The 20473-nt window shown below is 70.4% G+C and carries 21 protein-coding genes; 10 read left to right on the top strand and 11 right to left on the bottom strand.

The annotated features are described in order from the left end of the window. Positions 1-445 (bottom strand): hypothetical protein (locus tag QMK24_RS33325; protein WP_283470603.1); only part of this gene is annotated, 445 nt, incomplete at its 3' end. Positions 446-723: 278 nt separating this feature from the next. Between QMK24_RS33325 and QMK24_RS33320 the strand changes: the two genes are divergently transcribed. From QMK24_RS33320 to QMK24_RS33310, 3 genes are all read left to right on the top strand, one after another. After that, positions 724-1188: a hypothetical protein gene (locus QMK24_RS33320; RefSeq protein WP_283470602.1), complete on the top strand. Its 465-nt coding sequence runs from the start codon at positions 724-726 to the stop codon at positions 1186-1188. Positions 1189-1373: 185 nt separating this feature from the next. Continuing rightward, positions 1374-1691 (top strand): hypothetical protein, encoded by a 318-nt coding sequence (locus QMK24_RS33315; RefSeq protein WP_283470601.1) that lies wholly within the window; start codon positions 1374-1376, stop codon positions 1689-1691. A 352-nt stretch (positions 1692-2043) separates the two neighbouring features. After that, on the top strand, positions 2044-2517 hold the full coding sequence (locus QMK24_RS33310) for an NUDIX hydrolase (protein ID WP_349307872.1): 474 nt from the start codon (positions 2044-2046) through the stop codon (positions 2515-2517). Here QMK24_RS33310 and QMK24_RS33305 read toward each other — a convergent pair. From QMK24_RS33305 to QMK24_RS33295, 3 genes are read right to left on the bottom strand one after another with little or no spacing between them, the layout of a single operon-like run. Further along, on the bottom strand, positions 2475-3287 hold the full coding sequence (locus tag QMK24_RS33305; RefSeq protein ID WP_283470600.1) for a hypothetical protein: 813 nt from the start codon (positions 3285-3287) through the stop codon (positions 2475-2477). The two genes, QMK24_RS33310 and QMK24_RS33305, sit on opposite strands and share 43 nt — an antisense overlap. Further along, a complete protein-coding gene (locus tag QMK24_RS33300) occupies positions 3284-4036 on the bottom strand; it encodes an endonuclease/exonuclease/phosphatase family protein (RefSeq protein WP_283470599.1) in 753 nt (250 codons plus the stop codon). The genes QMK24_RS33305 and QMK24_RS33300 overlap by 4 nt, the downstream gene beginning before the upstream one ends. Beyond that, positions 4033-5313, bottom strand: a complete 1281-nt coding sequence (locus tag QMK24_RS33295) for a prenyltransferase/squalene oxidase repeat-containing protein (RefSeq protein WP_283470598.1) — start codon at positions 5311-5313, stop codon at positions 4033-4035. The genes QMK24_RS33300 and QMK24_RS33295 overlap by 4 nt, the downstream gene beginning before the upstream one ends. A 250-nt stretch (positions 5314-5563) precedes the next feature. Between QMK24_RS33295 and QMK24_RS33290 the strand changes: the two genes are divergently transcribed. From QMK24_RS33290 to QMK24_RS33280, 3 genes are all read left to right on the top strand, one after another. After that, positions 5564-6157 (top strand): DUF4291 domain-containing protein, encoded by a 594-nt coding sequence (locus QMK24_RS33290; RefSeq protein ID WP_283470597.1) that lies wholly within the window; start codon positions 5564-5566, stop codon positions 6155-6157. Between the two features lie 29 nt (positions 6158-6186). Further along, positions 6187-6912, top strand: a complete 726-nt coding sequence (locus tag QMK24_RS33285; protein ID WP_283470596.1) for a PIG-L deacetylase family protein — start codon at positions 6187-6189, stop codon at positions 6910-6912. A gap of 305 nt (positions 6913-7217) precedes the next feature. Further along, positions 7218-7604, top strand: coding sequence for an STAS domain-containing protein (locus tag QMK24_RS33280; RefSeq protein WP_283470595.1), 387 nt, complete (start codon positions 7218-7220; stop codon positions 7602-7604). A gap of 127 nt (positions 7605-7731) precedes the next feature. Here the strand turns inward: QMK24_RS33280 and QMK24_RS33275 are convergent, their stop codons facing one another. The 4 genes from QMK24_RS33275 to QMK24_RS33260 form a co-directional block, all read right to left on the bottom strand. Beyond that, the gene (locus tag QMK24_RS33275) at positions 7732-9222 is read right to left on the bottom strand and encodes a DEAD/DEAH box helicase (RefSeq protein WP_283470594.1); all 1491 of its coding nucleotides are present in this window, start codon (positions 9220-9222) and stop codon (positions 7732-7734) included. A 280-nt stretch (positions 9223-9502) separates the two neighbouring features. After that, positions 9503-9706, bottom strand: coding sequence for a cold-shock protein (locus QMK24_RS33270; protein WP_037915390.1), 204 nt, complete (start codon positions 9704-9706; stop codon positions 9503-9505). A 339-nt stretch (positions 9707-10045) separates the two neighbouring features. Beyond that, positions 10046-11422 (bottom strand): MFS transporter, encoded by a 1377-nt coding sequence (locus tag QMK24_RS33265; RefSeq protein WP_283470604.1) that lies wholly within the window; start codon positions 11420-11422, stop codon positions 10046-10048. 319 nt (positions 11423-11741) lie between these two features. Further along, the gene (locus tag QMK24_RS33260; protein ID WP_283470593.1) at positions 11742-14180 is read right to left on the bottom strand and encodes an RICIN domain-containing protein; all 2439 of its coding nucleotides are present in this window, start codon (positions 14178-14180) and stop codon (positions 11742-11744) included. A gap of 343 nt (positions 14181-14523) precedes the next feature. On the opposite strand from QMK24_RS33260, the gene QMK24_RS33255 reads away from it, so the two are divergent. From QMK24_RS33255 to QMK24_RS33245, 3 genes are all read left to right on the top strand, one after another. Beyond that, entirely contained in the window at positions 14524-14655 is a 132-nt protein-coding gene (locus tag QMK24_RS33255) for a hypothetical protein (protein ID WP_283470592.1), read from the top strand. 211 nt (positions 14656-14866) lie between these two features. Next, a complete protein-coding gene (locus QMK24_RS33250; RefSeq protein ID WP_283470591.1) occupies positions 14867-15754 on the top strand; it encodes an MEDS domain-containing protein in 888 nt (295 codons plus the stop codon). Next, positions 15748-16173, top strand: a complete 426-nt coding sequence (locus QMK24_RS33245) for an ATP-binding protein (RefSeq protein ID WP_283470590.1) — start codon at positions 15748-15750, stop codon at positions 16171-16173. The genes QMK24_RS33250 and QMK24_RS33245 overlap by 7 nt, the downstream gene beginning before the upstream one ends. 30 nt (positions 16174-16203) lie before the next feature. Here the strand turns inward: QMK24_RS33245 and QMK24_RS33240 are convergent, their stop codons facing one another. The 3 genes from QMK24_RS33240 to QMK24_RS33230 form a co-directional block, all read right to left on the bottom strand. Continuing rightward, positions 16204-17691 (bottom strand): UDP-N-acetylmuramoyl-L-alanyl-D-glutamate--2,6-diaminopimelate ligase, encoded by a 1488-nt coding sequence (locus tag QMK24_RS33240; protein ID WP_283470589.1) that lies wholly within the window; start codon positions 17689-17691, stop codon positions 16204-16206. 608 nt (positions 17692-18299) lie between these two features. Next, positions 18300-18827 carry a GNAT family N-acetyltransferase gene (locus QMK24_RS33235; RefSeq protein ID WP_283470588.1) on the bottom strand — a complete coding sequence of 176 codons (528 nt, stop codon included), beginning with the start codon at positions 18825-18827 and terminating at the stop codon, positions 18300-18302. Positions 18828-18852: 25 nt separating this feature from the next. Next, the gene (locus tag QMK24_RS33230; RefSeq protein WP_283470587.1) at positions 18853-19785 is read right to left on the bottom strand and encodes an AraC family transcriptional regulator; all 933 of its coding nucleotides are present in this window, start codon (positions 19783-19785) and stop codon (positions 18853-18855) included. 126 nt (positions 19786-19911) lie between these two features. Here QMK24_RS33230 and QMK24_RS33225 point away from each other — a divergent pair, with 126 nt between their 5' ends. Beyond that, positions 19912-20421: an anthrone oxygenase family protein gene (locus QMK24_RS33225; RefSeq protein WP_283470586.1), complete on the top strand. Its 510-nt coding sequence runs from the start codon at positions 19912-19914 to the stop codon at positions 20419-20421. Positions 20422-20473: the final 52 nt, after the last annotated feature.

Below are 20473 nucleotides of genomic sequence, written 5' to 3'. Positions count from 1 at the left end.
AGTAGAGATAGCGGGTCCAGGCCTGCTGCTCGTGCCACACAGCGCCCAACTCCCACACGCAGTAGGTGGCTTTGTGCGAGCCGGGACGCACTATCTCGTAGCTCCCGTCGCCCTGCTTGGCGTAGACGGTCTCCCACAGCTCGTTCTCGTTGCGCCAGGTGCAGGCCAGCAGCAGGCGGACCTCGCCGCCACAGAGGTGGAGCATCACCAGACCGAGCTCGTCCTGGAACGCGAGGTCGCCCGACTCGGCCGACGAGGCCAGGAACGCCCTGGCCTCGTCGCGAATCTCATCGGTGACTTGCGTGCCCGGGGACCGGATGTCGTACCACTTGAGGTACGCACCCCGGACACTCAGATCATCGGCGGGCGTGATCAGCTTGGAATGGTGGCGATAGTCCGGGGCAACGCTCCCGGCGCCGGCGAGCCGCGCAACGGCTTCAGTCATGCCACCGAACCTAACCCGGAGGTCTGACATCGGGGGGCTCCGCCGCAGACCCGCCACCGCGTGACGCCACCCACCGCCGCCCGCTCCCGCGGGGGGCGGCGATCGTCCGCGCCGATTCCGGGTACCGTGGAGCGTGGCAGCCGCGTCTGCCTGTTCCGACCCCCGGCCGCGCTGACTGGCCATGGTGGTGAGGACAAGGGTCATCGACTCACGCCATCGCCTCAGTCCGGTATCCCCGGTCTTCTGCGGGACCGCGTGGAAAACCGCTGGAGGACTGCATGACGACGAACCGCGCCCGCAAGGACGTGATCCGCGACCGGATGGCCGCGACGGGTGAGACGTACAACGTCGCCGCCCGCAATCTGCTGGCGCTGCGCCACACCTCACAGACGGCCGAGGCCTGCCGCGTCCAGCGCTGGCGCCCCGCCAGCCGGCTCGACCTGCCCTGCCCGTGCGGCAGCACGTGTGAGCCCGGCGAGAAGTGCGGCCGGTGCCACGCCCTGCACCGGCATGTCTCACGCAACCCCGGCAGCCTGGTCGACGTGGAGGTCTGGGAGGACCAGTACGACTGCACGGGCTGCTCGGCTTCGTACGTCGTGACCGTGATCCTGCCGGACAGCCCCTGGGGCGTCGTCGAGATGGTGCCCCAGGGCGGCGTCGCGGAGCCGGTGCCCCGGGCCCGGCTCTACCCGGGAGTGGTCCACCCGCGAATGGCATCCGAAGTCAGCCACGACCCTTCCTGACCCGCACGGATCGGGATGGTCCACCACCGCGGGTCCGGGCGCTTTCCTACCGGACCACCTGGGGCGGCACGGCGTCTCCTGACGCCTTTCAGGATGTCCCCTCCCGGGCACACATCAGCGGCAGGGGAGGGGACAGACGTACAGGTATGACCACTCAACAAGCAGAGCCGAAGAAGGAACGGACCGTGGGCACCAGGCGCCGCGCCGACGTCGAGGAGGCGCATCGCGAGCTGGAGGCCGTCGCTGCGGGACCGGCCCAGCAGACGCAGCTCTCCCGGGGCGCGCTGACGGGCTATCTGTGGGCGCTGGGGCGGGGGGACCCAGCTCCGGTCACAGGCGCCACCTGCGACGGAGTGCCGGATATCGCCATGCTGACGGCCGAGGCGGACGCCGCGGTGGTGCAACTGGCGGACTTCACCCAGCGGACCGTTCCGCGCGACTACGTCCAGGGAGTGCACGACGCGCTGGCCTGGGTGTGCGGCCACAACGACCAACTGCCCTGATGCCGGGGAGAATGCCTCGCGCCCACTGACCGGGTGAGGGCTCATCGGCCAGGGTTGACGCCCGGAGCCGCGCGGCAGCGAGCGCTCGCGCATTCTCCAAAGAGCTCTGCGGAGCGCGGCCGATCGCCCTGACCTGCGCGGGGCGGCACCGCACGATCCGCACAGCGGCCCCACGGGCCCCTCCCGCACATCGCGGCGAACCCCGGCACGAACCCCGGCGCGAATTCCGGCTCGCGTTGTTCGGCCACTGGATGCACGGCCTTCATGCAGACTGGGCACCCTTCCCTGGGCACACCGCCCAGCACAGCCGCGTGGGCCGGTCGCCCGCCCGGACTGCGAACCGTGGAGCGAGATGCGGACGACGAACAAGAAGCCGATGACGTTGCACAACCGCCTCGCCGCGGCGGTGGTCCTGCACGAGCACCGTGTGCTGGTGGTGCGCCGCAGTCTGCGCGAGCGCTTCCTGCCCGGGGTCTGGGGCGTTCCCTGCGGCAAGCTGGAGCCGGCGGAGCGTCCGGAGGACGGCGTGCTCCGGGAACTGCGCGAGGAGGCGGGGCTCGACGGGCAGGTGATCGCGGCGGCCGGCGAGCGGACGTTCGTCAGCGAGTGGGACGGCCGCACCGTGCACAACGTCCAGTCGAACTTCCTGGTGCGCCCGCTGACCCTCGAGATCGTGCTGCCCGCATCCGACCAGGACCACCGGTGGCTGCCGCTCGACGAGCTCGAGCTGCTCGGCCTCGACGCACACAATCTGGGCACGATCCGGCAGGCCCTCGACGCGGCTCAGCAGAGCAGCGACCTCAGTTCCCGTAACGCCGCCACGTAGTCGGCAACGCTCAGCGCATGCTTGGGAACCGTCGCCGGGGCCGGCGTACGAGGCCCGCCGTAGACGTCGGTCCTGGCCCGCTCGGTGGCCGTCTCCAGGAACAGCGTGACCGTGCACACACCGGGATTCCGGACGATCTGGTGCCGCGTGTCCGCCTCCAGGCAGTACTCCGTCCCCCGCGCCAGCCGCAGGTCCGCCCGCAGCCGCAGCCGGGCGGAGCCGCGCGGGTGCATCAGCCACTCCTCGGCCCCGATCCGCTCCTCGTAGGCCGAGAACAGCTCCCCGCCGGGATCGGGTTCATAGAGCCGCATCTCCAGATCGCCCAGCAGAACGGCCGAACCGAAGGCGAAGCGGTGGTTGTGGATGTGCTCCGGGGCCTGTTCGCGCTCCCCTTCGGCGGACGGCGGCCAGATATGCACGCGCAGCATGTAGTCCGGCCAGCCGACCAGCAGCATGAGCTTCTCGAAGCCGAGCGCGTGGCGGTATGACAGCCCGGCGCGGGCGGCCGATGTGTCCGACGGGGCGGACGGGACCTGCCCGGACAGCGCGCCCCCGGCCAACGCGCCCCCGACCAGTACGTCCTGGGTCAGTGCGTCCTGGGTCAGCGCGTCCTCGATCAGCGCCTCGACGAGGGGGACGATCAGCCCGTCGCGGCCCAGTGTCCGCAGCGCGCCGAGAGCGGCCTGCGCCAGGGACGGACCCTTCCGGCGGTCGCCCAGCGAGCCGTCGAGGATCCGGCGCACCACGCCGATCGTGCCGGGGGCGCTCATGGCTTGAGCTCGAACTGCACCACGCACAGTGCATGGTCGGAGAAGCCGTAGTGCACCGCGCTCTCCTGCAGGATGAACTGCGGTCCGAAAAGGACGTCGTCGACCGCCATGCCGATGCGTGACGTCCCGGCGGTGACCGCGCTCTGCAGCGGCCGGTCCGGCAGTCGGTCCATGAGCAGACTCCTTCGCTCGCTGTTCAGGTCGGCGCAGACCACCAGGGGGCCGGGCGGCAGTTCCCTGATGAATTCGGCGAGTCCCGCCCAGACACCGCGCACGGCGGGGTCGTCCGGCTCGGTTCCGAAGAGGTGGAACGGATGCAGATGCACACAGCCGATCCACGCCTCCTGTCCGCCGAGGTCCAGCCGCCCGAACAGCATCCCCTTGTCCCAACTGACCATCTCCCGGCCCTCGGTGACCTGGCGCATGCCGGGGTTGGGAAGGAGCGACCGGGTGCTCGCGGTCCACGGTTCCCTGCTCAGCAGAGCGAGGCCGGCCTGCGCTCCCGGCACGTGCATGGCCGGAGAGTAGGGGAAGTAGAGCCGGTGCGGCAGACCGGCCGACGGGGCCACGGCGTCGAGCAGCGGTGATCCTCCGTCGGGTCCGAACGCCGCCTCCTGCACGGCGAGCACGTCCGGCCGGTGCCGGGCCACGATCTCCGCCAGCGCGTCATCGACGGTACCGCCCGGGTCGCGGACGGGCACGCCCTCGCGGATGTTCCAGCTGACGATGCGCAACTGGCGGGTCGTCATTGGTTCACTCCCGATCCGCAGAGGGCCCAGGACCAGAGCACGGCCAGGCCCTGGCAGGTCATCCAGAGCGGTTGGCTCTCACGGTCGTTCTTCCATTCCCACACTCCGTCCTTCTGCAGCGCGTGCACTTCGGCGACGGCGGCCTCGAGCCGGGAGCGCAACCGCTCCGCGGCGACCGGGCCGGCCTGCGCGACGTCCGGCCCCGCGCTCATCAGCGCCTTGGCGACCCAGCCGGCGGTGAAGTGACTGATCATGGCGTGGTCCACCCCCTGGGCGGGGGGCGAGGGCGGACGGCGAAGGTGTTCGGTCTGGGGTTCGATCCTCTCGTTCCGGATCAGCCACTCGATGCCCTGCTCACGGGCGTGCCGGGAGCGTCCCTCCTCGCCGAGGACCCGGCTCATTCTCGACAGGGCGAGCACCGCGTGGGCGGTATGGGCGGGTGAGGGCAGCGACTGGTAGCGCGAGCTCGTCCCGGTGCGCAGCGAATGGCCCCAGCACAGCAGGCCCTCGTTCTCCGGATCGGTGACCCCGCCGGCGACCAGTTCGCTGCGCAGCCGCACCAGGGCGGGGGATCGCGGAGCAGCCCGGAGCAGGCCCCGGATGACGGTGGCCACCACATAGGTTCGGGAGAACCCCTCGGGGTCCTCCCCCGAATCGAGCATCCGCTCCAGCGCGCCGACGGCATCGGCGATCCGCGAGCTGTCGGCCCCCGCCCGGCTGAGCGCGCCGAGCACGAGGGCGGTCACCTCCGGACGGCTGACCCCCGTTCCGGTACGCGCGGCCCAGCCGCCGTCGGGGAGGCGGAGCCGCCACAAGGTGTCCACCAGCGCCGAGGCGTCCAGCAGGCCGTCGGTGCGCCCGAGGGTGAGCACGATGTGCAGGCCGTAGGCGGTACCGATGGCCGTGGGACGCTGCCCGGCCTCGCCCTCCTCGAGGAAGTGCGACCAGCCGGTGAGCAGTCCCTTCTGCGGATCGTCCACGGCCGAACGGCTGCGCAGCAGCGCCTCCGCCGCGCCCGTCATGATCGGGGCGAGGGAGCCCGGCGAGCGGTCGACGCCCGCGCCGGGCAGCGCCTGCGCCGCGGTCCGCTGCTCGGCGCGCGACCTCGCGAGCAGTGCGCTGAGCAGGACCAGCGCCCCGGCCGAGAGCCCCGCGGATCCGGCGAGCAGGTAGCGCGCCACGTCTCCGGACAGGTAGTCGGGCAGCACGCCGACCAAGGACTGGAAGACGGCGTAGGCGGCCGCCAGCGGCCCGTATCTGGAGACTTGCAGCAGCACACCCGCGCTCCTGCCCCGTCCACGGACGAGCGGCGCGGTGGTCGGCGGCAATTGACGGACGGCCATAGGAAATCCCCCCGCCGGTTCACAGGCCGTCGGCCCCTGTCAGACGGTGCTGTTCACTCAGTGTAGGCCGGGTGACATCTATTCAGGACTGGTTGGTTCAGGTTCTGTTGGCCGACCGTGAATCACGGCCTGCCGCCGCTAAAGCGATGGCGCGCCCGGACCAGGTGGCCGCACCCTCTACCTCGTGGAAGAACCGAAACACCGCATCCGCGCGCTCCATACGGCGACGACGGTCACCGTCTACCAGGCGTACCCGCCGGCCATCGGCCTGCCCGCCGCTCGTACGGGCCGCTTTCCGGCTGCCTGGCAGCGGACCCGGATGACCTGGATCAAGCCCTCGTTTCTCTGGATGATGTACCGCTGCGGCTGGGGCGGTAAGGAGGACCAGGAGACCGTCCTCGCCGTCGAGATCACCCGCGAGGGCTTCGAGTGGGCGCTGCGCCACGCGTGCCTCTCCCACTACGAGCGTGGGCTGCACACTGACCTTGCCGCCTGGAAGCGTGACCTGAAACGTGCCCCGGCCCGCGTCCAATGGGATCCCGAACGGGATCTGTTCCTGCGGCCGCTGCCGCACCGCTCCCTGCAGCTCGGCCTCACGGGCGAGGCCGCACGCCGGTACGCCGATGAGTGGACGCTCACCATCACCGACGTGACCCCACTCGCCCAGGAGATCCACGCACACGTGCGCGACGGCGACCTGACCGCCGCGGAACGGCTGCTGCCCGCCGAGGTTCCCTACCCCGCCGCGGAGGAACTCCTGGCACCATTGCGGCCGTGAAGCGCGAACGGATCGGAGGAGGGGACATCGTGAGCGAACCGCGTCGGCTGATGGCCGTCCATGCCCACCCTGATGATGAGTCCATCTGGACCGGCGGCCTGCTGGCCGGCGCAGCCGAGCACGGCACTACATCGGCGCTCATCACCTGCACGGATGGCGTCCTGGCCAACGGCCGGTCGTCCGCTTCGCCCGGCACGCGCGTAGATGAGCTGAAGGAGGCCGCCCGGCTGCTGGGCATCACTGAGCTGGCTGTCCTGGACTACCGCGACTCCGGTCCGGAAGGAGCGGGCACCGGCAGCCTGTGCGCCGCGCCGATGGGTGAGTTGGTCGATCAACTCGCCCCCCGCATCCGGAAGTTCCGGCCGGACCTCCTCGTCACCTACGACGCCTTCGGCGCGTCCGGACACCCTGATCACATCGCGGTCCACCGGGCGACGGTGGCAGCCGTGGAAGCCAGTGCCCATCCGGCGCTGTATCCGGCGATCGAACCGTGGACCGTACCGGAACTACGGCTGGTGACCCTGCCGCAGTCCGCTCTTTCCAACCTTGCGGAAGCAGGTGCCATCGATCCCTGGCCGGCTCTCCCGGATGCCCAGGTGGACCTCGTCACCGATGTCCGGCCCTGGCTCGACACCAAGTGGGCGGCCGTACAAGCTCATCAGTCCGAGTTCAGGCGCGGAGCGCGCATCGCGGCCATGGAAGACCCTGTCCTGCGCGAGCTGTTTCTCGGCACCGAGTACTACGTCATCCGATGACCGTTTCTCCCTCACGGTGACAGCATCATCGGACGGCGAGGTGCGACGACAGTTCCACCGGCGAGCGGTCAGGAATCGTCGGCAGCCTCCGGGGAGCGCGCCTGGCGGCGGAGTTCCTCGTTGAGGCGAAGGGCTTCCTCGAGCCGGTCTTCCGGGGTAGTCGTGGTTGTCGAAATCATCCGTCGGCAAGCCAGGTACGCTGCCTTCCGCGCTGCGTCACCACGGGGCCGGCCGTCCCTCCTCCGGTGGAGTCGGGCGGCTCGGTCACCTCAATACCCTGCGATCTCGACCTTCGGGAGACGACCATGAACCGGCTGCAGGTGCGGCCCGTACGGCACGGCCGGAGCCAAGATGTCGAAGTACTCGCCCTGGTCGGCGAGCTCGACCTCGACAGCGAGGACGTCCTGGCGACGGCCGTGGGCGATCTGATCCAGGAGCGCCAGGTCCGCCTGGTGCTGGACTGCGGGCAGCTCACTTTCTGCGACTCCCGCGGGCTGGGTCTTCTGCTGACCATCCGGCAGAACCTGCACGACCGCGGGGGCGACCTGGTGCTGGCCGCCGCCGGCCCGCAGCTGCTGCGCACGCTCGAACTCACCGGCGCCGACCAGGTACTGAATCTCGCCGACGGGGTGGAAGAAGCGCTTGACCCCATCGCCCCGCCCGAGCCGCTCGCGGACGACACTCTCGCCTGACGCTGCCGCGGCTGCCCGCGGCAGCGTAAAGAAGCCGGGCCCCGCGTATCGCGGGGCCCGGCTTCTTTACGTGGTGTCAGTGCCCGAAACCGTCAGTGCCCGACCGTCCGTGCGTGACCGGCGGCGGTCAGACGGCGGTCGTGCGGGGCCGGGAGGAACGGTCCGGCGCACCGGCGCGGCGGGCCTGGGCCGTACGGCTGCGGCGGCCACGGGTCGAGGCGGCACTGCGCTTGGCGCTCTCCGACACCGGAGCGGTGATGACGACCGGGACTCCGGACGGGGCCTGCGCACCGGTGATGCGCGTCAGTTCCGCCTCTCCGGAGCGGACCTGGGTCGTCTTCGGCGTGATGCCGGCGTCGGCCATCAGGCGCGTCATGTCGCGGCGCTGGTTGGGCAGCACCAGGGTGACGACGACACCGGACTCCCCCGCGCGGGCGGTACGGCCGCCGCGGTGGAGGTAGTCCTTGTGATCGCTCGGCGGGTCGACGTTGACGACCAGGTCGAGGTTGTCGACGTGGATGCCGCGGGCGGCGACGTTGGTGGCCACCAGCACCGTCACGTGGCCGGTCTTGAACTGCTCCAGGGTGCGGTTGCGCTGCGGCTGCGACTTGCCGCCGTGCAGCGCCGCCGCCCGTACGCCACTGGCCAGCAACTCGCGGGTCAGCAGGTCGACGGCGTGCTTGGTGTCCAGGAACATCAGCACCCGGCCGTCACGGGCCGCGATCTCCGTGGTGGTGGCGCGCTTGTCGGCACCGTGGACGTGCAGCACGTGGTGTTCCATCGTGGTGACCGCGCCGGCCGAGGGGTCCACCGAGTGGACCACCGGGTCGTGCAGGTACTGGCGCACCAGCTGGTCGACGTTACGGTCCAGCGTGGCCGAGAACAGCATCCGCTGGCCGTCGGTGCGCACCTGGTCGAGCAAGGCGGTGACCTGCGGCATGAAGCCCATGTCCGCCATCTGGTCGGCCTCGTCCAGGACCGTGATGGCCACCCGGTCCAGGCGGCAGTCGCCCCGGTCGATCAGGTCCTTGAGCCGGCCCGGCGTCGCGACGACGACTTCGGCGCCGCCGCGCAGCACGCTGGCCTGGCGGCCGATCGACATGCCGCCGACCACCGTGGCCAGCCGCAGGTGCAGCGAGCGGGCGTACGGGGTGAGCGCGTCGGTGACCTGCTGCGCCAGCTCACGGGTCGGTACGAGCACCAGGGCGAGCGGCTGCCGCGGCTGGGCACGCTGTCCGGCGGTGCGGACGAGCAGCGCCAGGCCGAAGGCCAGCGTCTTGCCCGAGCCGGTACGCCCGCGGCCCAGCACATCGCGGCCGGCCAGCGAGTTCGGCAGCGTCGCGCCTTGGATCGGGAAGGGCTCGTTCATCCCCAGGCTGGTGAGCATCTTCAGCAGCTCGACCGGCATGTCCAGGTCGCCGAAGTTGGTGACGGCGGGCAGCGCCGGGGTGATGGTGACCGGCAGCGCGAACTCGCCCTGCAGCGCGGCGGGACGGCGCCCGGAGCCGCCGGAGCGGTTCGAGGACTGCGAGCGGGAGCGGCCGCTGAATCCGGCGGTGTTGCTGGAGCGGCTGCTGCTGCGGGAGTAGGGGCTGTTTGAGCGCGTGGTGCGGTTCATGCGGAACCTTCCTCGATGCGGCGCGTGTCGAGGAAGGCTCGGCGGCCGGCAGCCGCGCAAGAAATCGCAAGAACGAACCGAAGCAAATGACGAATGCGAAGTCCGGCGGGAATATCCGCGCCGTGTACTCCGATGGAACGGCGCCTGCTGAGAAGCGGCGGCCGGAATATCGGACCCATCGGGTCCGGGTGGTGAACGGTTTCCGGACGAAGAACGAAGTCCGGGCAACGGCCAGGGCCCGCACCGTGAGGTGCGGGCCCTGGCTTAGCTCTTGTCAGCGTCAGGCGGGAACGATGTTCTCGGCCTGCGGGCCCTTCTGGCCCTGCGTGACGTCGAAGGAGACCTTCTGGCCTTCCTGGAGCTCACGGAAGCCCTGGGTGGCGATGTTCGAGTAGTGGGCGAAGACGTCAGCGCCGCCGCCGTCCTGCTCGATGAAGCCGAAGCCCTTTTCCGCGTTGAACCACTTCACGGTGCCAGTAGCCATGTCAAATCTCCTCTGATAGGGGGCACAGCCGGAATCCGCACTTCACGTATTCCGCGTCGCCGCAATGAGCCCATCCGGAGATGACCGGAAAAACAAAATGCACCTGAACGTTGTATCCGTCAGGTGCACACAAAGTTTCATGGGTACCACAACTGCAACTGAGAACTACGATAGCACGTGCTCCGCTTCCGCGGCGGATCCGCCCGCTTGGGCGGCTCCGGCGGCGCGCCCCAGGTGAGAGGGGCGCCGCCGGAACCAGGAGCCGCCGGGACCGGGGGCACTGCGGGGACTGGGAGCCGCCGGGACCGGGAGGCATTGCCGGAACTGGGGGCCGCCGGGTCACGCCTTCCGCGCACCGCGCAGGAACAGGGCGGCGAGGATCGCGCCGGCCAGCACGATGAGCGCGTTCACCAGGACCGCGTTCCCGATGCCGTCCAGTACCGCGCCGGTGCTGGAGGAGACGGTGATCCCGGCGGTGGCGATCGCGCTCATGACGGGTGCGCCCATGGTGATGCCGACCTGCTGGGTCATGGTGGCCAGGCCGGTCGCCGTGCCCTGCTCGGCGTCGGGAATCCCGGAGGTGGCGGTCACCATGAAGCCGACGATCACCAGCATGTTGCCGACGCCTCCGACGAAGGTGCCTGCCAGCAGCAGCCCCATCCAGCCGCGATCGTCACCCAGAGCGACCAGCGCCAGCGTCGCGGCGGCCTGGATGACGCCGCCGGTCACGAGGGCGGCCCGGGTGCCGATCCGGCCGATCACCCGGGCGGCGAGCACACCGCCGGTGACCGTGCCCAGGCCCAGTACTCCGAAGGACAGGCCCGCGGCCAGTGGGGAGAAGCCGAGCACCTTCTGCAGGTAGAGGGTCATCAGGAAGACCATTGAGGTCTCGGTGACGAAGGCGATCAGGCCGGCGAGGTTGCCCCAGATCACCGTGGAGCGCCGGAGGATCGCCACGGGCACCAGCGGCGCGGACGCGCCCTTCTCCACGAAATAGAACGCGATGAGCAGTGCCGCGCCGGTCACCAGGGACACCAGGCCCATCGGGTCCCCCCAGCCCTTCTCCCCCGCGGTGGTCAGCCCGAAGACCAGCGCGAGCAGGCCGAGGGTGACCGTGACCGCGCCGGGCACGTCCAGCCGCGGGCGGACCGCGGGCCGGCTCTCGGTGATGACCAGCGGAGCGACGATCAGCACCGCGACGGCGACCGGGACGTTGACGAAGAACGCCCAGCGCCAGGAGAGCAGGTCGGTCAGCACCCCGCCGAGGACCGCGCCGGCGGTGAAGCCGGCCGACATCAGGGCGCCGTTGAGACCGAGCGCCTTGTCACGGAGCGGGCCCTCGGGAAAGGACGACGTCAGCAGCGACAGCCCGGCCGGGGTGACGGCCGCGGTCGCCAGGCCCTGGGCGACCCGGGCGATCAGCAGCATGGCCGGGTCGACAGCGAGCCCGCCGATCAGTGAGGAGGCGCCCAGCACCGCCAGGCCGGCCAGGAACAGCCGGCGGCGGCCGACGATGTCGGCGATCCGGCCGAAAAGCAGCGTGAACCCGGCGGCGGCCAGCGCGAAGGACGTACCGATCCACTGCAGGTTCGCCAGCGAGAAGCCGAGTCCCCGGCCGACCACCGGCAGCGCCACATTGAGGATCGAGAAATCCACGGCGAGCATGAACTGCGCGATCAGCAGCACGACGAGCACCAGTCGCAGCCGGCCCGTCATCCGGTCCGGCACCGGCTCCCGTGCGGACGCCCCTGCGGACTCCCGTACAGATGCGGCCTCCTGTACGGATCTGCCGGCCGGCACCTCTTCGACCATCGCCATCGTCTCGATTCCGCTCCGGTAGTGCGCCCGCCGCACTGACTGCGCGGCGGGCTCTCGGGAGGAATACTTCGCCGCGTGACGAGGCCGATCCAGGCCCCTGTGCCGCGTACGCACGCGGCGCGTACCAGCGCGGTTCCTACCACTGGCGGGGTCAGGATCGGCCTCGACGACCCGGAACCGGGCGCTTCAGCGGATCGGGAGGAGGATCAGAAGAGGATCAGGAGACGGGCGTCAGCTGCCACTGCTGGTTGGTGCCGCCGTTGGCCGGCCATTGGATGACCGGTGCCTCGTCACTGGTGGACGCGCCGCTGACGTCGGCCAGCTGCCCGCTGTCGCGGCCCTCCAGGGTGTAGTAGCCGCCTTCGCTGGGAACGAGCAGCCACTGCTGGTTGGCGCCCCCGTTGGCAGTCCACAGGTCGAGTTGTGTCCCGGCGACCTTGCCGGAGTTGGGCACGTCGAGCGCCTTGCCGCTGCCCACACCGGTGACGAGGTAGTAGCCGCCCCCGCTCGAGGTGATCCTCCACTGCTGGTTGGCGCCGCCGTTGCGGGTCCACTGGATGATGGGCGTGCCGTCAGCCGTGCCCTGCTTGGCCGCATCCAGCGCCTTGCCGCTGTTGCGGTTGACCAGGGTGTACGTGCCCGACAGCACGGCCGGAGCGCCGGGGGTGACGCTGAGGTTGTCGAACTGGGCGGCGAGGTATCCGGCGGTGCCGATGCCGGCCTGGCCCGCCGCGAAGGTGTCGTCGTTGACGGTGCCGGCCTTCGTGCCGTCGATCGTCGCGGTGATGGCGCGGCCGGCGAAGGTAAGGGCGAGATGGTGCCAACTGCCGGTGCCGGGCGCGGCGATGGTGCCGGAGGCGAGGGTGGTGACGGCGCCGGAGGCGCTGTTGCGCACGATGGACCAGGCGCCGGTATTGCCGAGTTTGAGGTAGTAGGAGTTGATGCTTCCGGGGGTGAAGCCCTTCTGGGTTCCGACCCGGCCCAGCAGTTCCACCGCGCCCGTCTGTTCGAGCATCGCGTCGGCCGAGACCGTGTAGTCGGACCAGCTGAGGTCGCCGAGGGTCGCGTACGGGTCGCTGCCGGCGTCCCAGGTGATGGGGGTCGTCGTCGCCATCTGGCGTACGCAGGTGCCGGAACGGCCGCCGCCGCACGCGGCGCCCTCGAAGGAGCCGTTCATGTCGGCCAGATACCGGGCCTCACCGCCCTGCCGGGTGGACTGGAAATCGTCCGCGTAGGGCAGTGCGAGCAGGCCGCGGGCGGGTGAGGAGGCCGTTCCGGCGCCCTGGCCGGTGGTGGTGGTCACCGAGTACACCCGGCCCGGCTGGAGCGTGAGCTGGTAGGCGCCGTTGACGGGCGTGAGGTCGGCGCTGTGCACGAGGTAGTCGCTCTGCCGGCCGGAGGCGAAGTCGCTGGACCAGACGTGCACCGTGCCGCCGGGCAGCCCTCCGGCCGCTGTGAGGCTTACGGTCTGCGCGGCCGTGGCGTCGAGGGTTTCCAGCACGGTGCTCCACGCGGCTTTGCCCGGCGCCTTGTAGCTGACGTAACTGCCGTTGGCGCGGTCGCCGCCCAGGTAGCCGCTGCCGGAGTCCAGGTACTGCCAGCCCGGCTGGGTGAACTGGGTGGTGTGCGCGGTGGCCCAGGTACTCTTTCCGACGCTGTACGCGCCCGACCAGGGCTGGGTGGCCGTCAGCATGCCGTCGGTGTTGTACGGCAGGTTCTGGTAGAGCGCGGCGGCCAGCGGCCAGTTGATGAACGCGGAGAACTTCGCGTCCAGATAACCCCGGTTGATGGCCCGCGCGATGGGGGCGCCGCCGGTGTTGTAGTCCTCCGAGCCGTTCTCGCTCGCCCACAGCTGCTTGCCCGTCGCCAGGGCGTCGGAGGTGGTGGAGCAGGACGTCATCGCGGACATGTAGCCGCACGGATAGTGCGCGCCGATGACGTCCACGGAGGCGGCGAAGGCCGCGTCACCGCGCACGTCCCCGGCGACCGACCAGTCGGAGTCCGCGCCGACCACCTTCGTCGATCCGTAGCCCTTCGCGGCGAGGGTGGTGTGCAGGTTCTCGTACCAGGCCTTGTTGTAGCCGCGCTCGTTCCAGCCGCCCAGATAGTCGATCGCCAGTCCGTGCTGGGTGGCGCAGCCCATCCAGGCGATCAGGTAATCGATCATGTCCTGCGACCAGAAGGTGCCGTTGCCGATCCAGCCGGGCGCTCCCCAGGCCAGTCCGTACAGTTGCACCGCGGGGTTGCGGGCCTTGGCCTGCTCCATCAGCCACCACTCGTAGCCCGTACCGCAGTCGACCCTGCCGCGGGTGTGCTCATGGCTGGACTCGGCGCCGTCGGTGGAGTTGGTGTCGCCGCCGATCTCGACCTTGAAGATCTGGAGCGCCGCGCCGTATCCGGGCTTGAAGAGGTAGTCCAGGATCTGGCCGCGCTGTGGCTCCGGATAGTCCGCCAGCAGCCGCGAGTTGCCCCCTCCGCCGCTGATCGCTCCGACTCCGTCGAAGATCCTGCCCGGGGAGTTCCCGTCGAGCGTGATCGTGGTGTTCACCGCCGCGTGGGCGGGCGGGGCCTGCAGGACGGCGAACGCGGCCATGACGAGCACGAGCAGTGCGGCCAAGGGCGCTCGCAGGGGCTGTAAGGCGTGCTGGCTTCGCATACGCGGGCTCCTTCTTCGCGGCCGGACACGCCCGACCGTTGGGGTTTGTGGAGAAGGGTTGCGAAAAGCGAACAGAAGACGACTCAGTCCACCGTCATCGGACGGTAGGACTATGACCGTGTCCCGTCAACCATGCGGACGACGGTCATTCCGCCGGCCGATGCCACCGACGGGTCCCGCGGATCCGATCCGCAGGCCGGCTCATAGGTCCGGATGGAAGGCGGATGCATCCCTCGAACGGGGGCAAGCGCCTCGAAGAGACGCACGCACCGCACACAGGGCAGCTAGCGTGGCGACTTTCCGCTGTACCGCGCCACCTACGCCGACCGGGAGGACGAAGATCATGTCGAGCACCACCAGCGGACGGAGCCAGTCCGCCGACAGCTCCAAGCCCCAGCCCTCGCCCGAGCCCGTCCAGCGCTCCGACTCCGCGCAGTGCGCGCACCGCCGCTTCATGCAGCTCTCGAAGTGGTAGAACGTGGCACGCCGCACTGGCCAGGATCCCGGCGAACGGTCACACCTGATCACGACGTGACCGGGAACGCGCCTTCCCGCTGCTGAATTGCCAACTTCCTTACGTCATCGTTCATTTCTGTCGGCACCTCACGTGCCGGAGGCAGACTCGTTACCTTGACCACGATCCTTGCCCGCGGGAACGCGGCAGAGGTCGCAGAGAGCGAGGGGCGATGCCTGTCTGGGATGAGGTCCATCCCGCCACGATCTCCGTGCAACGCATGCGAGCGGGCGATCACTGCTTCGTCGGCTACGGGGACGACGAGGAGAACTGGGATGTGCTGACCACCTTCGCCTGGACGGGTCTGTCCCGCGGCGAGAAGGTGATGGTCTTCGCGGCTCCCCGGATCGGCGACGAGGAACTGCGCTCCCGGCTGGAGGCCGACAACCCCTCGATGACCCTGGTGCGCGAGCGCGGCCGGCTGGTGCTCACCAGCATGCGTGCGCTCATCGGTCCCGACCGCCGCTTCACTCCCGAGCGGCAATGGCAACGGATCCGCGAGGAGACCGCCCTGGCCGCCGAGCAGGGCTACACCGGGCTGCGCGCCTTCATCGACATGCACTGGGTTCCGGACCGCGACGCCGACAGGGACGTGATGATGCACCGGGAATCCCACTCCGAGCACCTGTTCACCGACGGCTCCTACAGCGAGGTCTGCGCGTACGACCGGCGGTGGTTCAGCGAGGACGTACTGGCGGCGATGTGCCGGGCGCATCCCCGCAACCTCCTCACCCGGCTCGGCGAGCTGCGGGCGGAGTCCGCCGACGGCTCCGTCCGGCTGATCGGCGAGGCGGATCTCGCCACCGGCGAGCAGTTCACCGGCGCCGTGAGCCAGGCGCTGGCGCGCACCGCGGACTCCCGGCAGCTGATCGTGGATCTGACGCAGCTGAACTTTCTCAGCGTCAGATGCGCCGACGACCTCGTCGGCCTCGTCTGCGACGCCGGCGGCCACGACCGCGTCGAGGTCCGCTGCGAGGCCACCCAGATCCGCACCCTGCGCGCACTCGGCGAGGGCCGCAGCGCCCGCCTGGTACTGACCGAGGCGGGTGGCGGATGCTGACGGGCCCGGCCGGCAGCCGCCCCGGCGAACCGGCGGAATGCCTGCTGAAGGTCGCGTTCACCGGCGAGGACCTGCCGCGGCTGCGGGTCCTCATCGAGCAGCGGGTGTCCTGGGCGGGACTGACGGAACCGCGCCGCGGCGAGTTCGTCCTCGCCATGGACGCGCTGGCCTCCAACGTGGTCGAGCATGCCGGCGGAGACGGATCCCTGGCGCTGACCAGGGTCGGCGACGAACTGGAGTGCCGCGTCAGCGATTCGGGCCCCGGTTTCTCCGAGGACGTCATTCCCGAGCTGGCGCCCGGGATCAACGGCGGCCCGCCCGGGCGCGGACTGTGGCTCACCCGTCTCCTCGCCGACCGGCTGGTGATCACCACGGCTTCGCCCGGCGCCGTCGTGACCTTCACGATGCGACTGGCCTGAAACCCGCGGACGGCCAGTTCGCACCACGGCCTACGGTGCGGCGGCCGCCTCGGTGGCGAGCTCGCGGACCACGGCCATGTCGCTGAAGGGAAGCAGTTCCCCGCCGATGATCTGGAACGGCTCGCTGCCCTTGCCCGCGACGAGCACCACGTCGTCCGGGCCTGCGACGGACAGCGCGTACCGGATCGCCGCCCGGCGGTCGGTGATCCGCTGGAACGGGATTCCCGTGTGCACCAGGCCGGGAGCGATCTGGTCCAGGATCCCTTCCGGGTCCTCGAAACGCGGGTTGTCCGAGGTGAGGACGCACAGGTCGGAGTGCTCCCCGGCGATGGTGCCCATGGCGACGCGCTTGGTGATGTCGCGGTCGCCGCCGCAGCCGAAGACGGTGATGACCCGGCCGGTCGCAAAGCTGCGGATGGTGGTGAGGACCTTCTCAAGCGAATCCGGGGAGTGTGCGTAGTCCACGATCACGCAGGCGCCCTGCGGAATGCTGTAGCGCTCGAAGCGGCCGGGGGTGGGCGGCATCCGGTCCAGAGCGCTCACGAGGCCCTGCAGGTCGTGGCCGAGCAGGTGGCACGCCGCCAGGGTGGCCAGCGCGTTCGCCACCGAGAAGCGGCCGGGCACGGGGATCGCCGCCGGGTACTTGCGGCCGGCGTGGTGGAGGGTGAAGCGGCTGCCCGCGGCGTCCACGACCAGGTCGGTCGCCCGGTAGTCCGCCGGTGCGTCCAGGGCGTACGTGGTCACCGTGTCCGGCATCAGCGCGATGATCTCGGCGCTGACCGGATCGTCGGCGTTGACCACCGCGCGGCGGCACAGCCCCTGGAACAGGCGCAGTTTGGCGTTCTTGTAGTGCTCCATCGTGCCGTGGTCGTCCAGGTGGTCCTGGGTCAGGTTGGTGAAAACGCCCACGTCGATGAACACGCCCTCCACCCGGCGCTGCAACAGCCCCATGGAGGTGGCTTCCAGCACCACGCTCGCGGTCTCGCGGTCGCGCATGTGGCCCAACAGATACTGCAGGTCAGGCGCTTCCGGGGTGGTCAGCACCGACCGCGGCATCGGGATCAGCTCGCCCCCGATCCGGCTGCCCGAGGTGCCGATGACCCCGACCTTCACGCCTTCGGCGATCCGCAGGACCGACTCGAGCATGTACGAGACCGAGGTCTTGCCGTTGGTGCCGGTGATCGCCACGACGTCCATCGTGCGGCCCGGCTCGCCGTAGTAACGGGAGGCGACGACCGCGGCCACCGCCCGGATGTCCGTCACCCGCACCACGCACACCGACTCGGGCAGGCCCGCCAGGTGCGGGGCGTCGCCCTCGGCCAGGACCGCCACCGCTCCCAGCTCCAGCGCCTGCCCGATCATCTCGGGGCCGCCTTCCTCGTGGCCTGGTACCGCGATGTACAGCGAGCCGGGCGTCACCCGGTGGGCGTCGAAGCTCATGCCCGCGGTGATCGGCGTGGCCAGGTCGCCCTGGAGTACGTGGTGGTCGTGCCCATCGAGCAGTGCGCTGAGTTTCACAACTATCCCCTCGGAAGCGGCCGGTGGTGCACTGCGGGTGGCCCGGCCTGACGGCAGGGGTGAGGGCAAACCGGAAACCGCGATGATGACCAGGACCCGGCGTTCCGGCACCGGTCGTCCGGTACCCGGCTGCCGGGGATCGTGCTGTCGGCCGGGTGCGGTCCCGCTTCGGCGCAGCGCGATGCGCATGCGACGCGAAAGCCGGGGCACCGGCGGTAGTACGCGTGAAGGCGAGCGGTCCCCACAGGGGGAGATCTGCGTGCGGACCGAAGGGCCGGATCGGCCGAGGACCGCTACCTGTCACTGCGCAACGACTGCGGCTTGCGTCCGGACCGGCTCAGGACCCGTTTCCTGGGTCGACCGAGATCCGGGCGGCAGCACTGTCTGGTCTGGCCGCAGACGGTTGGATAGCAGGTGGTGCTTACAGGTGGTCGGGCGGAGCAGGGGCCTGCCCGACACCACTTCAGTGTACGTCCGACCATGAGCCCGGCGGCCATAGTGCCAAATGCTGATATTTCACCACTCGATCAGGGTCCGGCGGAGCGGCTGCGGCTTGGCCGCCCGCCGGCCACCCCCCGGACATCGCCCAGGCGCCTGCTGGGCGCCTGTCAGCCCAGGGCGGTCAGATCCAGCCGCCAGTCGTTGCACCGCAGGTGGGTCCCGGCCGGGTACTCGAAGTCGCACTCGGAGACGAGGGAGAAACCCGCCGTGCGGCAGATCGCGTTCGACGCGGGGTGGTCGACGGACGGGAACGCGTGCACAGAGGTGTGAGTCTGGCGGGCGGCCGCGTCGGCGACGGCCGCGGTGGCGGCCGCCACCGCGATGCCCCGGCCCTGGAACTGCGGCAGCACGCCCCAGCCGGTCTCGTACACGGTCTCGCCCTGCCAGACCCGGTCCCAGTACCCGATGGTGCCGACCGATTCGCCCTCCGGGAGCAGCACGACGCTGAACATCCGGCCGGTCCCCGCACCTTCGATGTCCAGGTAGCGCCGGTGCCGCGCGAGGACCTTGTCCTCGGGCTCCGGACCCCCCAGGTGCTCCATCATCTCCGGGGCGTTCGCCAGCCGGAGCAGGGCAAGATCCTTGTCCGCCCACGGCTCGATCAGAACCTGTGCCGTGTCACGCCGTTCCGACATCCCGCCGATTCCTCTCCCTGGCCGGTCACACACCTGCCCGGTGCTCCTGCGGCCGGATCCCCCGGACCCGCTTGAAGGCGGTGCTCAGTGCGAACGCACTGCCGTAGCCTACCTTTCTGGCCACCGAGCCGACCGTGGCGCCGGGCTCGCGCAGCAGGTCGGCGGCGAGGGCCAGTCGCCATCCGGTGAGGTAGGCCATGGGCGGCTCACCGACCAGTTCGCTGAAGCGCCGGGCCAGCGCGGCACGCGAGACGCCGGTCTTCGCCGCCAGTGTGGCCACCGACCACGGGTGCGCCGGGTCGTCGTGGAGCATGCGCAGCGCCTGGCCCACCACCGGGTCGGCCAACGCCAGGTACCAGGTGGGCGCTTCGGCCTCCGGGCGGGAGAACCAGGTCCGCACGATGGCGATCACCAGCAGGTCGAGGAGCCGGTCGAGGAAGACCTCCTGGCCCGGCTCATCCCTGACGATCTCCTCGTTGAGCAGCGCGACGAGCGGGCAGTCCCAGTCGTCGGCGCGCAGCACCAGAAGCGTGGGCAGCGCCTCCAGCAGCCGTCGGCTGATCTCGCCGTCCATCTGATAGGTGCCGTTGAACATCATCGTCGCGCCGTCCGGGCTGTTGCCCCAGGTGCGCACCCCCAAGTCCATGGCCTCGCACAGCTCTTCGCCGTCCGGGGTGGTGGAACGCATTCCCGGGTGGATCACGATCTGCGGCGGCGTGTCCGGGGTATCGGAGACGATGTAGGGATCCGGGCCGCGTACGACGGCGACATCGCCGGGGCGCAGGCAGACCGCGTCACCGCGCTCGGGCAGCACCCACGCCTCGCCGCGCACCATGGACACCAGCGTGAGCGGCGCCCGGTCCTCGATCCGCAGGGACCAGGGCGGATCGAGTATCGACCGCAGCAGGAATGCGCCACGGGCCCGTGGCCCGTCCAGAAGACCGGCGAGTGCGTCCATATGTCACAGCGTAGACGCCCGCGTATGGAGTTGAGGGTGTCGCACATGGCCCGGCCGTGCGGTCCGGGATTCACTGAGTTCATGGCCGCATGGCCGCATGGCGGTCCAGCGAAGGAGGACTCGACGATGGAGGCATTCCGGGGCGTCGCACTGATCGGCGCCACGATCACCACGGGGCTGATCGCGGGCCTGTTCTACGCCTTCTCCTGCGCTGTCATGCCCGGTCTGCGCAGGACGGACGACCGGACCTTCGTCGGCGCCATGCAGTGGATCAATGTGCGGATCCTCAATGGCTGGTTCGCGCTCGGCTTCGCCGGGTCGCTGCTCCTCACCGTCCTGGCCGGAGCGCTCCACCTCGTCGGGGACGCCCCGGACGCCCCGCTCCCCTGGATCGCCGGCGCGGCCGCCCTGTACGTGCTGGCGCTGGTCATCACCTTCGGCGTCAGCATTCCGCTGAACGACGCGCTCGACGCCGCCGGTGACCCCGGCGCCGCCTCCGCCTCCGCCCTGGCCGACGTCCGCGAGCGCTTCGAGGAACAGTGGGTCCGCTGGAACATCGTCCGCGCGGTGGTCAGCACGGGAGCGCTCGGCTGCCTGGTCTGGGCTCTGGTGCTCTACGGGCGTGCCACCCCGTAGCCGGCCGGGCGCCGGATCCGTCCGGGGCCCTGTTGTCAAGGGCCCCGGGAGC

It is taken from the genome of Streptomyces sp. PH10-H1, from assembly GCF_030063355.1.
Lineage (GTDB): Bacteria > Actinomycetota > Actinomycetes > Streptomycetales > Streptomycetaceae > Actinacidiphila.
This window is presented reverse-complemented; position numbering and strand designations above follow the sequence as displayed.